A 15,451-nucleotide genomic window follows, 5' to 3' on the forward strand; every position below is an offset into this window, starting at 1 on the left:
GTTGTCGGGGCAACCGTCGTCATCGGTGTCATTGCGAGTGGGGTCGGTTAAGGTGCCGCAAAGAGTGTTGCCATGTATCTCGTTCCAGTCCGTGACGCCATCGCTGTCGCTGTCCGCGGAGCGCGGGTTGGTGCACCAGCCATCGACACCGAACCCCACCTCCTCCCCGTCCAGTATGCCATCGCTGTCCGAATCGGCGACCAAGGCGTTGGTCGTGCCGTTGACCTGCAACCGAGCATATTCGACACGTCCCTGCGTTCCAGCGGTGACGTCCCTGACGTATATGTGCCAAACGTTGGCGGAGGTCAGGTCGCTTGCGCTGTAGGAGATGGGAGATGCGAACAGATTCTTGAGGACGAAGTAGTTCGCGCCGCTGCCGGTGTTGGCGGCCTTGATCACCTTCTGCGTTCCCGTGCCCTTGGCGATCTTTATTTCCAGCTGGTGCTGCGAGCCGTGCATTATGCCCAGCACCAGGCACAGGGACGATATGGACGACGTTCCGCCTTGAATGGCTGGCAAGGACAGGTCGATGGTGAGGACGGTGTTGTTGTCCGGTATGAGGTAGGAGTCGTCCGTCGACCAGGTGTACGAGTATCTCTCGGAGCCGTCCAGCAGTCCGTCCGCATCGGTGTCGGGGTCGCAGGGGTCCGTGCCGTACGTGGAGACCTCCACGTTGTCGTTCAGGCCGTCCGAGTCCGTGTCCGCCGAGAAGGGATTGAGGTCGTAGACGTGCGTACCGATGGCCGACATGGTGACCCTCAGGGACTCGACGGCGTCGCTTATGGTGTCACTGTCGCGATCCTGGTAGACGGTCATGGAATCGACGGTCACCGAGGAAGCGGAGGTTATCTCGAAGAGCACGTTCACCTGTCCTCCGCTGACGTAATCGTAGTTGTCGGAGGCGGAGGTCACGAAGGTGGAGGTGCACCATTGGCCGTTGACCGTCAGCGAACCAAGGATGATGGTGCTGGCGCTGCCGCTGAACTGCTTGATAGTAGCCGTGCCCGATGTGGCCTTGTAGGTGATGCTAATCAGGTACTGCGCGCTGCTCTCCGCCCCGTTCAGGTAAAAGTTGGCGTTGCTCCCGGCCACGGTCCTCCGCACCGTGCGCGAGTCGACGGTGGTGATCGAGCTCCACTCGCCGTTGCCCAGCAGGCTGATGCCGGGGGTGTGCGATGAGTCCGTGATATCTCCGGTAACGCCCACGTCGGTGTAGGTCCGGGACGTCCACAGCACGATGCGGGTTAGGTTGATCAGGGGAGAGGTCAGCTTGACGCGCACGCTGGTCCCGGGCGTGGACGATAGAACGTCGGTGTACGTGGGGTTGAGCTGCACTACGGCGGACGTGCCCCAGCTCTCCAGGGTGCCGATGCTGCTGTAGGCGGATCCGACGTACTGCTGCACGCCGATGCCGGAGCAGGAGTCCAGGTTCACGAACTCCAGTAGGTAGGTTTGGTCGGTGCGCGGCAGCGTCACGATCAGCGTGGCCGAGGCAGAGCCGTTGACCACGGCATCACCGACGACCCAGTAATTCTCCAGCATGACCCCGGGGTAGTTCTGCGAGCTGCCGAAGAGATCGGAGGCGTAGGCCACCGGTATGACGTCTATGGAGTCGACGACCACCTGATGGTCGAAGCGCAGCCGGACGTTGTAGGCGAACAGCGTGGCAGAGGAGTCCGAAAGCATGTCGCCCCTCAGGACGAAGCTGTGCGTCCAGGCCGTGGTCTTCCCGGGGAGCGTGGCCACCGTGGCCCAGGAGTTCCCGACCATGATCGAGACGCCCACGTCCGCCGAGGAGGTATAGGTTATCGACACCTCGTAGTAGGTGCAGGACTGGTACGTACCGTCGTACACGTTCAGCAGGAAGCTGCCGTTGACCTCCGTCTCGCGCATGCCGCTGGAAGCGGTGTACCAGCCGGTGCCGTCCATGATGGCCAGACCGGGGGTGTGGGCCAGGACGTCGCTGTCACCGGTCGCCCCGACGTCCAGGGAGAAGCGCTCATAGGCCCCCAATATTTGCAGGTCGAGGGAGTACAACCCCTGCCCGGTGCCGGACTGGTGGAACACCCGCACCTTCCAGGCTCCGTTGGCGTTGATGGCATACTGCAGGTTCTCATCGACACCGGCTCCGTTGGTCGAGGAGGCGACGAGCGTCCCGGAGGGATTGTAGAGGTACAGATGATAGTCGAAGGCGGAGGGGACGTCCAGGGACAACTTGATGGTCTCACCGCTGAGCATGGGGAGCGAGTAATAATCGTTCAGGTCCAATGAACTGTCCAGATATCCGGTGTATGAGCCGGGTGGGAGCAGGGAGGCGGAGCCGATGGAGTCCCCGGCGTCGACGCCGAGGTCGGCGTCCCCGGCGTTCTTGGTGGTGAACGTGCCGTCAGAGCCGTAGGTCACCACGCCGGGGTAGGCGACGGATGCCGATCTGACCTTGAAATGGTACAGCGTGGCCTCGTTCAGCCCGCTGATGTCCACGGTGTGCGAGGTGCCGCTGGCGCCGCTGGCCGTGGAGCCGTAGGCGGTCGTCGTCCCGAAGTACACCATGCTGGTGGCTTCAATGTTCGTCGTCCAGGTGACGCGCACGGCGTTCAGGTCGGTCAGGACGGCGGCGACGGAGGTGATGGTCAGGGTCACCTGCGCGGAGATGAACGTCCGGTCGGAGGAGGTTGCGCTGAGGGAGAAGCCCGCGGCGGAGTAGGCGGAGGTGACCTTGTAATGGTAGGTGGTGCTGGAAGCGAGGCCGTTTATGGTCCGGGAGTGCGTCCAGATCAGGGTGCTGGAGTAACTGCATTCTCCGTACGAGGTGGTGGTGCCGTAGTCCACGCGGGAATCGGACCTGCCATTCGTGGTCCAGGTGATGGTGGCGGAGCCGGCGGAGGTGGTGACGCTCATGTTCTGTATGATCAAGGTGCTTGGATAGGAACTGAACGATTTCACTGTGGACGAATAGGTGGTCGTGTTCGTGACCACATAGGCTTGAGCGTAGTAGGTGGTGCTGGAGCTAAGTCCGGTGATGTTCGCCGAATATACCGAACCGAAAGTAAGGTTCTCCCTGCCGCCGATGTCAGTGCCGTTCACCATGTTGGTCAAGTTCGACGAGGAGGTGCCCCACATCAGATGACCGGAGGTCCCTATCACTATGTTAGGTGCAAGACCTCCTTCTTGGTAATACCATGCAGCGTTCACGGTCGTGTTGGTTACCGCTTCGAGATCAAAGACAAAGACATCCTCATAAGCGACAGTACCTCCACCCGGATCGTCCGTTGTTGACAGGAGCGAGATAGACCCGGATGGATCGTCCACCGAGGCCAGATTGGACCCGATCACGCTCTTGACGTCTTCGACCTCGTCAAGATTGGCGTACGGTACGGAGACGAAGTAGGAATCGAGATCGTTCTCCAGCGCCGTGGCGTTCTCTTTGGCCAGGGCCTCGCTGTTGTTCTTGCGGTGGGCCAGGATGATGTTGACGCGGCCCCTCAGTTCCGACTCGGAATCGTTCCCGTCCCTGAACATCCAGTGGTCGATGGAAGATATGAAGCCGGGCAGCCGGGCGATGTCCGGGACGACGTAATCGATGTCCTGGCGCAGGAACAGCTCCTGGGTGTCGGAATGCTCCTCGGCGTAGACGCAGGAGAAGGAGCCTGGGGATGTGAAGAAGACAACAGGAGTGAGGGCGTCGAGGCCGGAGGTGGATATGCATTTCACGATCCCGGCGTTCCCCTGCAGATCGCACTCGGCGACATATACGCTGGAGCGTTCCTCCGTGACGACGGCGTAGGCGATGCGCAGCGAGCTGCCGGAGGACGCGAGAGAGGCGCTCATTACCGTCCCGTTAAGCTCCAGGACGGTATGGGAGATCCAGTTCGTCATGTTCCCCAGGCAGCACGCCAGCTTGATGCTGTGATCCTCGATGAACAGTATGCGCTCCTTACCGTTCACGGAGGTCAGGTCGACGGAGCTTCCGCCATCGGTCCCGCTCACGAGTGCCGGCTCGATCACGACCGTGCCGTTGTCCGTAAGCTGCATGAAATATAGGGCCTCGGAGCCTTTCTCGATCAAGGCGATGTTCAGCATGTCATCGAAGTAAGCGATGTCGCCGTCCGCGGCGGAAACGGGTAGGGCGGCAAGCAGAGTGGCGTTGACCGTCCCGTCGATAAGCCTTAGCGCCGCTATCGAGAACCTCTCCGTTCCCTCGGAGGCGATGTTCAGCGCTATGAAAATGGCGTCGCCGTCGGTCGTCAGCGAGGGGGTGCTGCCAACGGAGACGGCGTAGGAGGCGCTCCAATCGTCGCCATCTTCGGAGTAAAGGAAGTAGATCGATGGGGAGCCGTCAGCGGTGGTTCTGCCCTCGAAAGCTATGGCCGCGCCGAAGGCGCTGTTGAGGACGATGGCGAGATTGGAGATGGAATAGAAGGCAGCGGTGACGGTCCGGTCGGATGTGAAGGTGCTCAGGGAATCGTTGGACCGTTTCCAGCAGACGTTCTGCGAGCCGAGAGCGCCGTCCACCCAGGCCATGTACGTCTCGCCGTCGGGACCGACGGCGACGACCGGGGACGACGCTTTGGAGTTCGATATCGTGATGCGCCGGTCGGCGTGCTCGATGTTCGAGATCGTAGGGTCGATCTCGTTCTCCGTAACTGTGGCATCCTCCGCGCTCGCGTTCGCGGTCATGACATAGAAGGCGGCTATCACCATGAGATAGACGCAGGCTACGCTGATCAATTTCTTCGTTGAAGAATTCGTCCAATCCTCCCCCCGACTTCCCGGAAATAATTACCTTTTTGAAGGATATTTAAATTTATTCCTTAGAGCTGCTTATTAGAAAAAATCGGCTTTGCGACAAAATTGTAATATCGGAAGACCCCAGTCAATGCCAGCTGGTGAATGTTGAACATGATGTTCTTGAATATAATGTTAAAATTGGCTAGCGACCATTCCGATGCACACCCCCTCTTTGCGTTGAATCCTAATGCTGCTTCCGAACAGCAGGACCATGTTGAAGACCGATTTACGATCCAATACTAGGTTTTGAATCACAAAAGAACATATGGATTGTAAAATCAATCTTGAATTGACTTTAAAAATCAATCAGCTGGATAAAAAAAGAGGTGAGTTCGATGGGGGATAATCACGGAGGAAAATAACATTAATCTTACATCGTTTCCACTCAACTCTGAATAAGGATGCCCTTGATCATGCTCCCCGCCTTTTCCCTGCAATGCCGACGCAGCTAAGGAACACGAAAATCCGACCACGACGCAGCGAGAGTAAGCACATATCTAGCTGGAGTCGCCGGAAAGCGGTTTAAAATGGAAAATTAGGAGCATTTTACTTCATGACATCCCGTTGTTGATCAATAAATCGTAACCATCCGATTGGGTTGAAGGTGGGCCTGACCAAGACCGCGCATCGATCGCACCAGATAATGAAAATTGAAAATCAATCAATTAGTGTTGTACAAGAGCCAGTTGTTAAAGCATATCACATAATTGATTTCAAAAAATAATTGTCTGGATAAAGATGCATGTGGGCCCGGTCGGGACCACACATCGCTTAAGCCAGATTATTACAATTTGAAATCAATTCTCGGGCGCTATACGAGGCCAGCTCATAAAACCTTTTTCATCTTATTTTATTTAAGGAATATATATCAGTATGTGCATCCGTCGGGATTTGCCTGACGCGATAGCCAGTACGTTTGATTTTAAATTAATCAGCGGGGAATTGACTTAAACCCATTTCTTTTTATTTATAAATATCAACATATATTATAATTAAATATTGTGCATTCTAAGGCCACAAGAAAGGCGGTGCAAGAGCTGAACCGCGCCTTGTACGGCGTGATGAAAGAAGCAGAGGAATGATCATTTCCACTGAAGCACGTGGATTGGGGCGTCCCCTTCGAGCGGACTGATCTCGAACGGAATCCAATGGCAGGACACGGACATACCGCGCATGTGCCTGACCCGCATCATGCGGTTTAGGTCCGGATCGAATCTGAGCTCCAGCACCCCATCGGCCAGCGCCATTAGGTGGTTCAGGGACTTCTATGTTAGCAAGTCATTCAAGGAACGTTTGAATCAATTGAACCAAAAAGAGAAGACAATAAATGAGGACAATCAAAATAAATGGTTGATGGTCACAATCGAATCCAGAGGGAGATTGTCACCTATGATCGACCCGATTCCATGTAACACAAAGCCCTCGTTCTTCCGAGATGCCACGACTTATGATATAAAAGGGACTAGAGGGTGCCATTATAACAATTAACAATACACAAAGATCGTAATACCCTAATAAGGCGACAAAACCTGTAATTGAGAATATTATCATTAAAAGTAGAATAATAGTTAATATAGACATTTGGCGTGAATAACATAGAAAATAATTAGATGGAAATGCAGGTACTAGTGGATACATCAGGTATGGGTTATTGAAATTACACCATTTGTCAATCCGTCTTTTACGAAAGAAAGCCTGTCCTCCGTTATCCATCTCGACCTTAATGAAATCCACATTATCTACTGTCACTATCTCATTTTTTTTCGTCATTTACCAGAGGTCATTATCATGTTAATTATAAATATAAATGTAAAAAGTAATAAAATAATTGAGATAGCCGATCTTGTAAAAGAATGGCGCCAATTAAGCAGGATTCTTTATGATTGATAAATGGATGTGAAGGGAACCAATCTTTCGACTTGATACTATTATTCTATTCTAAAACTGATTCTTTTCCAATTAATTATTTCAAATGGGAATACATACAAACATTGAGGATTCATCTTATGTTAAATGATGACATCATCAATGGTGTTATATTGGACCACATCAACAGTGCAAGGAAATTTGCTGAAGATGGTAATTATTATCGAATCACTATTCAAGCAAACAGAATTCTTTCCGATGCGGCTCTGTTTGGAGAGAATAAAGAATATGTAACGATTGGTCTTGTTCTTAGATTGGCTTCAATGGAATTGGAAGCTGGTAAAAATCCAGAATCAGAGAGTTTATTATTGCCTCAAAAAAACTCCATCACAAAATTTATCGATGAGATACGTAAATTATTAGAATCTGATTTAAAAAGCGAGCGTATATCATCCAATGCATTATGGAATCAATATTCCACATTTTTCAACGAATTTTGGCGATTATCTCGATCATATATTGATGGTAAACCGTATCAATCCAGAACAGAATTTGTAGATTATGCTGTGAAATGGAGCTTCGAAAAAATTGTAGAATGGTACTCCTTAGAGTCAGAACCAAGAGGTGATCCTTTCAAGGGTATTGTTAATGAAATCAACAGGATAATCCGATCGCATGGTGCGAACTCACGTCAATTAGCAATGTGTTCAGCTGTAAACACGATTAGCTGGTTGAGTGATTATATTATCTGGTCAAAAATAAAACAAGATAATACGGTAGATAAAGATGATGTTAAAATAGAGATTGAAAAATATATCCAAAAGTACACCTCACTTTTTGAATTACAGGAGACAGATTTCTACAATAAAATTGATGAATATTCGTATGTTTTGATGAAAGAATGGAGGGAATGTTTTATAAAATATTATGATCTATATTTATATCAAGAACAAGGAAGACCAAGGATATTAAAAGCTGGTCTGGATACTCATAAAAAGAAAAAGAGCATCAAGCAAGAAAATTCACATGGGGGTGTGTAATGAATAATTCATACATTACAAATGCCAATCATCATGATGAATACGACGACGATCTAAACGAATCAACAGATTCCGAACACGATGAGGGAAATTCTTCAAATAATTTAAATGAGAGTTTAAATGAGTATACTCAGAATGACGGTCTGTTCCAAAATTATTGCAGTGACGAAAACACAAATAAAATATATTTCAATAAGAAAGATGAAATTCAACTGGCAAATAGAAAAGGTTTCGAAGACATTCTTCTATATGATTTAATCAATAATTTTTCAAAGAAATTAATTGATGATATCGATAAAAATAACAAATTACGTGGTGTTCACTATTGGATAGAAATATATCCGGTTGAAGAATTGGATAAAAAAATTATTAATTTCGAGTTAAGAATTCCAGGAATTAAAGGAGATGAACATAAACTATTTTGGGGAGATTTTTTAAAATTATTTAACGATTCTAAAAATAGGTTTATTGAAAGTCTTGGAAAATCCAGTTATCACGGTCGGCAGTTTGCGAAATTTTCTCCAAATTTTTCAATTTCAATAGTACCATACTGAGGAAATCGGATGACCTATTTGTTCGATCATAAAACCTATATCGAAGCGGGAGAAATCATTTACTTAAATGCGAATATTTTCGATGTTCGAGAAACAGCTTATCGTTCAGCCGTTGGGCGGTATTATTACGGTTGCCATTTAGAAGCTAGAGCAAAATTGTTTTCTCCGAAATATTGGGATGTTAAGGATGAAATATCTCACATAAAAGTCATTGAAAAATTAGAAAAAAGAGACCCGGTGATCGGGGGTTATTTAAGAAAATTATTTGAATTGAGAAAACACGCCGATTATCATACCTGGCCGGAAAAAACCGTTAATAATATTGGTGGGTATGTTGTAAGATGTCAATGTCCATGGGATTCTAAGGATCCAGAAAAAAGTTTGGTGTTTGCACAACAACTGGCTGGCTGGATTATGGAATACTTATCAACAATTTAATAAGCGAAATATCATCAACCTTCTGCACAAGATGCAGAATCGAGCAAACTATTTCCCGCATCGGCAACAACGTTACCATACCGTCGACCGCCGTCTATCTCCTGCACCTGCCGAACGATATCTTATCGGCGATTCCGACATCGGTGATGAACTCGGGCATGGGCGGGGTGTACTTCTAAACTCATTGCTCGTCTCTTTTCAATGTAAGATCCTATAAAGACGGTAAGAACACTGAGAATTAAGACGAACGGTGGTTGACGGTCATCGTTACAATCTGGCATCGTGATTAGATCAGTATCTATTAACCATGCTCCCGAGACTGAAAAGACTAACGATCTTTCACAGTCTATTTGTCAGTCATGAGTGAGTGTTTTACATCGACTTACAGAAGACTTAGAGACACGCTCGGTTCTATATTTATATCTGATAATATAAAAATTTATATTGCCGTTTTCGTGGTCGTATAGATCGTGTAAAAGTATAGCCGAGACAGAGATGATCGACCCGCTCTATCGGTCTCGAGCGGACAGTATTTTAATATCAAGACCGTTATTAATTATCGATGCGGTCGGTTGAGAACGCGGGCTGGACGTTAATCGGGGCGGGGTTCGTAGCAATCATAGTTGATGCGTTCTACGACATATATGCTACTCTGGCGGTTGGTACGCTATGCATCATCATTTTGACCCTTTATATGCTATGGGAGGATTTCGAGGATGCGATTGCCGGTGGCCTTCTCGGTTTGATCCTATTTGCGGTGACTCTGATCCTAAGTCCTATCGTATGCATTGTTGCTGGTTTTCTTATTGTCGCTGCATTAAGGATGCTTAAATAGCGTATGATCCGCATTTTATACTGGAGCGCGCCTAAGCAGACAAATAAATGTTATTGAAGAACAAATGAACTGAAGGGCTGGTCGTCGGTTCAAATCCGACCGAGGTTGTTGTTATTTATGTAGCAATTTCATTTCAAATTCGTTACTTATATAAAAAAAGGACTAGTTTTATTAATGAGAGAACATCTTTATTCTTGGGGAATAAAATGGTTTCAGGATCGCTTTATACAACGGTTACGGGCAAGTTACCAACTGTATTCGATAAGATTGCTACCATGGGAATTCCTAAGACACCAGTGGATTCGAAATGGTTGGCATTGATAGGATTAACAACTTCAAATGATAGAACCCTCTTAAATGTCTTAAAGGGGTTAGGTTTTATCGGTGATGACGGAATACCTACGGAAAGATGGGTTAATTTTAGAGATGCAACAAAAAGAGCCTCAGTCATGGAGGAAGCAATAAAGGAAGCCTATTCGGATTTGTTTGAGGCTTATCCTGAAGCTCATAAACAGTCGGATGATGATTTAATAAATTTCTTTAAGAATCGTCAATCTTCAGATGGTTCAATGGGGGGAGTAGCTGAAAGAACTGCTACAACAACTCTTCAAACATTTAAAGCCCTTGGAAAAATGGCTGGTTTAATTTTTTCAGATAATGGTGCGAAGAAAACTCCTCAAGCAAAACAAACGCCAAGAAGATCAGCTTCAAAGGCGACTAGTTCTGAGTTCATAGTAAAAGAAGATGCTAAACCTATTGAAAAACTAGTTGAATTAAAAGTGCCAAGCTCACCTCAAGTCATCCTCAATGTCAACATTCAACTTGCAGTCCCTGAAACGACCGACGAGGATGTTTATGACAAGTTCTTCGCAGCCTTAAAGAAGCACTTGATGTCTTAAGGGTGATTTTATCACCGATTCCATTAGAGATGTTCGAGAGTACATTCGCAAGATGGAGCATTTAAAAAAGGAGTCTGAAAAAGAATTTTCACGTATTGAAACCTCGAAATCCCGCATTATTAATTTAGATTCCACTAGGAAGAGGATCAACTCTTTATCAATTAGACAAAATAACAATTTTTTAGAGGCGTTGAGATGTATTGAATTTGGACTTTATAAATCAGCACATGTTATGGCATGGGCAGGATTTATTGACTATCTCGAACAGTTCATGTCACAAGATAATTTGAAAAAAATTAAGGAGGTAAAAAAAGATTTAGAAAAGTATTCAACTATAGAGGAAATTGCTGAAAACATAGTTGAATTCGAATTGATAGAGATTGCATTTAAAATGAAATTATTAACGAAAAAGGAAAAGAAGACTTTGCAAGGATTGCTCTCCAAAAGAAATGAATGCGCACATCCTTGTGATTACAAACCTGATCTCAATGAAACCTTGGGGTATGTTTCTGAGTTGCTCAATCGAATTGAGACCTTATCTAAAAAAAATAAATATGATGTACTTTCAAATGAAGGATGACCGCATTTATTTATTACCCTGAGCTTGACAGTTGATCATCCGAAATTTCACTGGTTTTAGGATTTGACAGTTGGTCCATGAGGTCCCGAACCGCATCGAAAACACCCGAAATCGGGCGTTTTCCGCTACGTTTCGGAGATATATTCGGCTAAAATGGCCTTGTTTACCTCGTTGAAGTTCGAAAAGAACCGCTTCTTCAGCCCGTTGCCCACCGAAACTTTCGTTTGTGTCAAATTTTGCAACGAGACGATGATGAATTTCGTTGACATGCGCTTCACTGGCCGAAGCGCTTCGCCGCGCTGACGGCGAAGCGTGCACACTCCGAAACGATGTTCAGCATGATCGACATTTTGCTCGGTTATCGGCTAAGATGCCGGACAAAGGTAGGTCAAAGAAATGAGGTCCGCGCCAAGTTCTGACTGTTCAACTCGATCCAACTGGCCACGAGGAAGAAGTTCTGGTCAAACTAGTTTTGCAACAGGGCCTTTATATAATTAATCATTGAAATTTTATTAACAGCAAAGGGATGAAATCGAGGAAAAAATTACTTCATCAATCCCACATACTAGCTTCTTCGAATACCAAGGGAAAATGTTGACATAGCGGGCAATGATGGCCGATGCTCTGACGGTCATCACAGAAGGTCAATCCGTTCTTCGATACTCTCTTCCATTTATACATCAACACCTTACCGCCGCAATGCTCACAAATCTTAGTCTTCGGTATCGCATCCATCATTTCCAAGGTCTTGCATATCGGGCAATAAGATGGCTAATAATCTTCCTGAGATCCTGTTTTGTTCTCTCTGAGTGAATGGAACCCGAAACCCACCCCCATCGTTCTGGATTTAAAAACCACATTCGCAGCGTGCGTCAATCAATACATCCATTGATTCATCACCTGTAAGTTTTTTAGAATGTGGTTATTAATATTTGTTATTTGCTTATAAAATTAGGCACTACAAATATCGCTGATGTGGAAGAAACAAAGATTTCGAAATGAGAATGCCTGACTTTAAAAAAGTAAATGTTGTTTATCAACTTGTTTCTGGAGAACTTCTTTAACTAATATTTCCAATTCATCCAATTCTGATTCCATCTTTTCTCTAATTTTAGTTCTGACCCTACCCAATGCATTTGCATTCAGATAATCATCAAAATCTTTTAGCTCGCCCAAAATTATATCCCGATTAGCATCAGAAACGTCATGAGCTTTTTTACTAAGTGATGCAATCCTTTTTTGATCACCATCGTTCTTGTTAAATTTTGGAATATCGATTTCCAGTGGAATGGTATGAATATCTCGTGGACCGAACAAGCCCTTACTTTGAAATGGCTTGATTATGTCATCAACAATTTTGGAGTTAAAAATACCTGATAGGTAATACGCCTCATCTTCTTCATTTGTCCAATACCCATAAAGTGTATTATCAACCACAATTCCGATTGTATCAATTCCCAAACGAGCGTCAATTTCATTTCTTTCTTTTTCGAGATCATAAACTGAAGATGCCAAGTGTGAACTACTCCGATTATAACAAACCACAAAATTCGTGTTAGCTTTTTGTTGTGTAAGACATCGGGAATAATCTAAGCGTTCATATAGGGTCATTTTATCTGCTTTTTCTCCTCTTCCTTTTTTCCATGCATCTTCTCCGTTTTTTAACCATTCAGCCATTCCACGGTGTCCCAATGCTTCAACCTGTTTTCGATCAAGTATTGTATAATTATTACCTTTAGGTCTTAGCGGAAGAACCACCAATCTTAATGGTAAATGGGTGAAAGATAACAGATCTGTGCCAATGGCACAGCCAAATAAATAATCGGATTCGACTTGACCCTTCAGATGAATCGTATCATATGGTTTTTTAGCCGATTCTTTTGCCTTATTCGATGTTTCAACCGGTGGCTTCTTTTTATTAAATCCGAGTTTTATATTATGAATTACTTCTACAGACCAGATTGAGATAGGAGTAATAGTTGCTCCTTGCTTGAATTGATTGAGATAGTAGCTTTTTCCCCCCCTCATTTTTTGATAATCAAAATTAATCTCCCCCTTTGTAACCCAGGCGGTCCTATTGCCTAAGTGAATTAATTCCAATTCTCCGCTTGTTATTGAAAAAGAGCTTTTTTCAATTAGACTATTGACCTCATCATAATTCGAATTTTTCCCCTTTAATTTTCCACCCATTTTTTTGGAGATTGTAGCCATATTTTTTTGTTTAACCATTAGGAATCGCCTCGTCTCCCAATAATTACTGAGCTTGGGACCTTAAAAAGGGGAGTTACACCTGTAAGATCAATTACCTGTTCAAATCGAATTTTAGGAACAAATGAAGCACTTCTAAAAATTTTATGCTGGTCAGCATTGAATATTGAACCTGGCATTACGAAACCTATTTTTCCGGATGGTTTGAGAAATACATAGCTGCATCTAACATAAAAGAGGGTCGCTAATTCCATATGCGTCATTAATTTTGTATCAGTATTTATCAATAATTTATGGACATCAATAATTAATCTCTTTATTTTTAATTGATACCCAGTATCTTTAATATCACTGTATGTCAGCCAGGGTGGATTACCAACAATAATATCAAATTTTCCAGACGTCGCTGGCTTATAGACATTTTTTATTATGTAACCATAAATCGTATCTTTATTCAGATTAATTAATTTTATTAAATTATTACACGTTTCCCACAATATATCCACGGTTTCTTGACCCAATGATGAAATTTTAGGATTTATTGTAAATAAGTAACTTGAAAACCATTCCTTATCGGTTGTGGTTTTTCCTGCAATTACCGATTTTGCATAGTCATTTAGTGCATCAATAACATCTTCGACAAGTCCACTAACGATAATAGACTCAGGAACAGCCAAAGATATACCGTCACTTGCAGGATATCGATATACAACAATCCTTTTTTCGATATCCATCGTTGCTTCAGGGAATACTATCGAATTGGCTAAGAAAATTGGTATTTTAATATCAGTTACCCTTGATTCAAGTAATTTACCCAAGGCCATCAAATAGTTTGCCTTCGCAACCAACACTGCCAGTGGATGGATATCAAAACCTATTACAGTATCTAATATTCGGTTTAATGTTTCAGCAGGTGATAAGGTTGATAGTTCTATTTTTTTCCTAATTAGAAAGGCTAAAAATGTACCCGAGCCGCACGACGGATCGAGTGATCTACTATCAACCCCCACATTCATTTCTTCAACAACATATTCTGCAAGCCAATCAGGAGTATAATATTCTCCAAGGTCATGTCTTGACTCTGGGTCAACCAATTCCTGATACATTGCTTTTAACACATCCTCATTTAATAAGGTTAGATCATACCTTTCAAAACCTTCGATTATCTTCCAGGAGATTAGTTCTCCTTTTCTTTCTAACTCATTTCGAGAGAGCCATGAAAAGAAGTCCTCCTCAAGAAAATTTTTTATGCCGAGTTCTTTAAAGGCTGTTCCAGATAACACATCAGCAATTTCCTCAGCAGAGGGTATTGCCCCTCCAGAATAATATGAATAGACCATAAATTTTGCAAAAGTAGCTATATAGGTATGTCTAAGGAACAAATCTTCAGAATCAATACGCTCCCCATAAACAGCACTGAGATATCTCGACCATTCCTCAAAGATAGCACTTGAAAGTGGTTTAGCAACTTCCCATGCGATTTTCATATCAGCCATTGCTGAATTAAAAATGGGACTATCCTCGCCAAAATCATTCACGATTTCTTTTGATTTTGGTGGAATTCTATCTCTGTATAAAACATACCTATCTAACCATCTAAATGCCAATTCACTATTTGAAGACTCAATATTAAGTCGATTTACTTCTTCTATTGAAATATCCAATGGGTTAACTGGACCTTCAGACGTTACGACTGGACGATAGACCTTAAAGATTAAGCCATCTGTAGCCATTAATACATAATTCGTTCTGCTTCCATCTATTAACCACAGTCCGGCCAGATATTGCTTTAACTGATCCTCTGCTTCTATTGTCTTAGTTGCATTCAGTGTCTCTTTAAACTCAATTATTACGTTACCCAACAACGCATCAATTCGGCCCCTTATTAGAACACTTCCAGATTTGATACTAACATATTTTTCAAGCTCTGGGATAAGTCTTTTTGGGTGGTCAATGTTGATGGTACTAAACGTTTTTCTAATCAAATAGATAAACGCCGAGGATTTACTTGCCTCGGAATTTGCAGCTTTTACTTCATCGATATAACTTGGAAGGGAATCGATGAACGATTGGATTGGATCATCTGGCACGGTTCCTTTATTATTCTTATTTGTATTTATAAAATCTTGTAAAATATTGATAATTGAAAATTATCAAAAAGACACAACAACATCCATAGGGGGTAGGTACCCGGGGGTCCAATAGAAGAGTTCGAAGATCACGATACAAATAATCTCCCCTAT

10 protein-coding genes are annotated in these 15,451 nt (G+C 44.6%); 6 read left to right on the top strand and 4 right to left on the bottom strand.

What is annotated here, in order from left to right:
- The coding region (locus tag NT131_05955) for a hypothetical protein (protein ID MCX6651180.1) at positions 1 to 4,728 on the bottom strand (4,728 nt) is incomplete at its 3' end.
- Between the two features lie 1,142 nt (positions 4,729 to 5,870).
- Entirely contained in the window at positions 5,871 to 6,035 is a 165-nt protein-coding gene (locus tag NT131_05960) for a hypothetical protein (GenBank protein MCX6651181.1), read from the bottom strand.
- A 759-nt stretch (positions 6,036 to 6,794) separates the two neighbouring features.
- Here NT131_05960 and NT131_05965 point away from each other — a divergent pair.
- From NT131_05965 to NT131_05990, 6 genes are all read left to right on the top strand, one after another.
- Positions 6,795 to 7,694 (top strand): hypothetical protein, encoded by a 900-nt coding sequence (locus NT131_05965; GenBank protein MCX6651182.1) that lies wholly within the window; start codon positions 6,795 to 6,797, stop codon positions 7,692 to 7,694.
- Complete coding sequence (locus tag NT131_05970; protein ID MCX6651183.1) at positions 7,694 to 8,248, top strand: hypothetical protein; 555 nt, start codon at positions 7,694 to 7,696, stop codon at positions 8,246 to 8,248. Before NT131_05965 ends, NT131_05970 begins: the two co-directional genes overlap by 1 nt.
- 9 nt (positions 8,249 to 8,257) lie before the next feature.
- Entirely contained in the window at positions 8,258 to 8,686 is a 429-nt protein-coding gene (locus NT131_05975) for a hypothetical protein (protein ID MCX6651184.1), read from the top strand.
- 562 nt (positions 8,687 to 9,248) lie between these two features.
- Positions 9,249 to 9,521 carry a hypothetical protein gene (locus tag NT131_05980; GenBank protein ID MCX6651185.1) on the top strand — a complete coding sequence of 91 codons (273 nt, stop codon included), beginning with the start codon at positions 9,249 to 9,251 and terminating at the stop codon, positions 9,519 to 9,521.
- A 206-nt stretch (positions 9,522 to 9,727) separates the two neighbouring features.
- Positions 9,728 to 10,420 carry a DUF5343 domain-containing protein gene (locus NT131_05985; protein ID MCX6651186.1) on the top strand — a complete coding sequence of 231 codons (693 nt, stop codon included), beginning with the start codon at positions 9,728 to 9,730 and terminating at the stop codon, positions 10,418 to 10,420.
- 52 nt (positions 10,421 to 10,472) lie between these two features.
- Positions 10,473 to 11,000: a hypothetical protein gene (locus NT131_05990; GenBank protein MCX6651187.1), complete on the top strand. Its 528-nt coding sequence runs from the start codon at positions 10,473 to 10,475 to the stop codon at positions 10,998 to 11,000.
- Between the two features lie 1,014 nt (positions 11,001 to 12,014).
- On the opposite strand, the gene NT131_05995 is transcribed toward NT131_05990, so the two are convergent.
- Together NT131_05995 and NT131_06000 are read right to left on the bottom strand one after the other, a co-directional pair.
- Positions 12,015 to 13,229, bottom strand: a complete 1,215-nt coding sequence (locus NT131_05995; GenBank protein ID MCX6651188.1) for a hypothetical protein — start codon at positions 13,227 to 13,229, stop codon at positions 12,015 to 12,017.
- Entirely contained in the window at positions 13,229 to 15,298 is a 2,070-nt protein-coding gene (locus NT131_06000; GenBank protein MCX6651189.1) for an N-6 DNA methylase, read from the bottom strand. The genes NT131_05995 and NT131_06000 overlap by 1 nt, the downstream gene beginning before the upstream one ends.
- Positions 15,299 to 15,451: the final 153 nt, after the last annotated feature.

It is taken from the genome of Methanomassiliicoccales archaeon, from assembly GCA_026394395.1.
In the GTDB taxonomy this organism is placed as follows: Archaea; Thermoplasmatota; Thermoplasmata; order Methanomassiliicoccales; family UBA472; genus UBA472.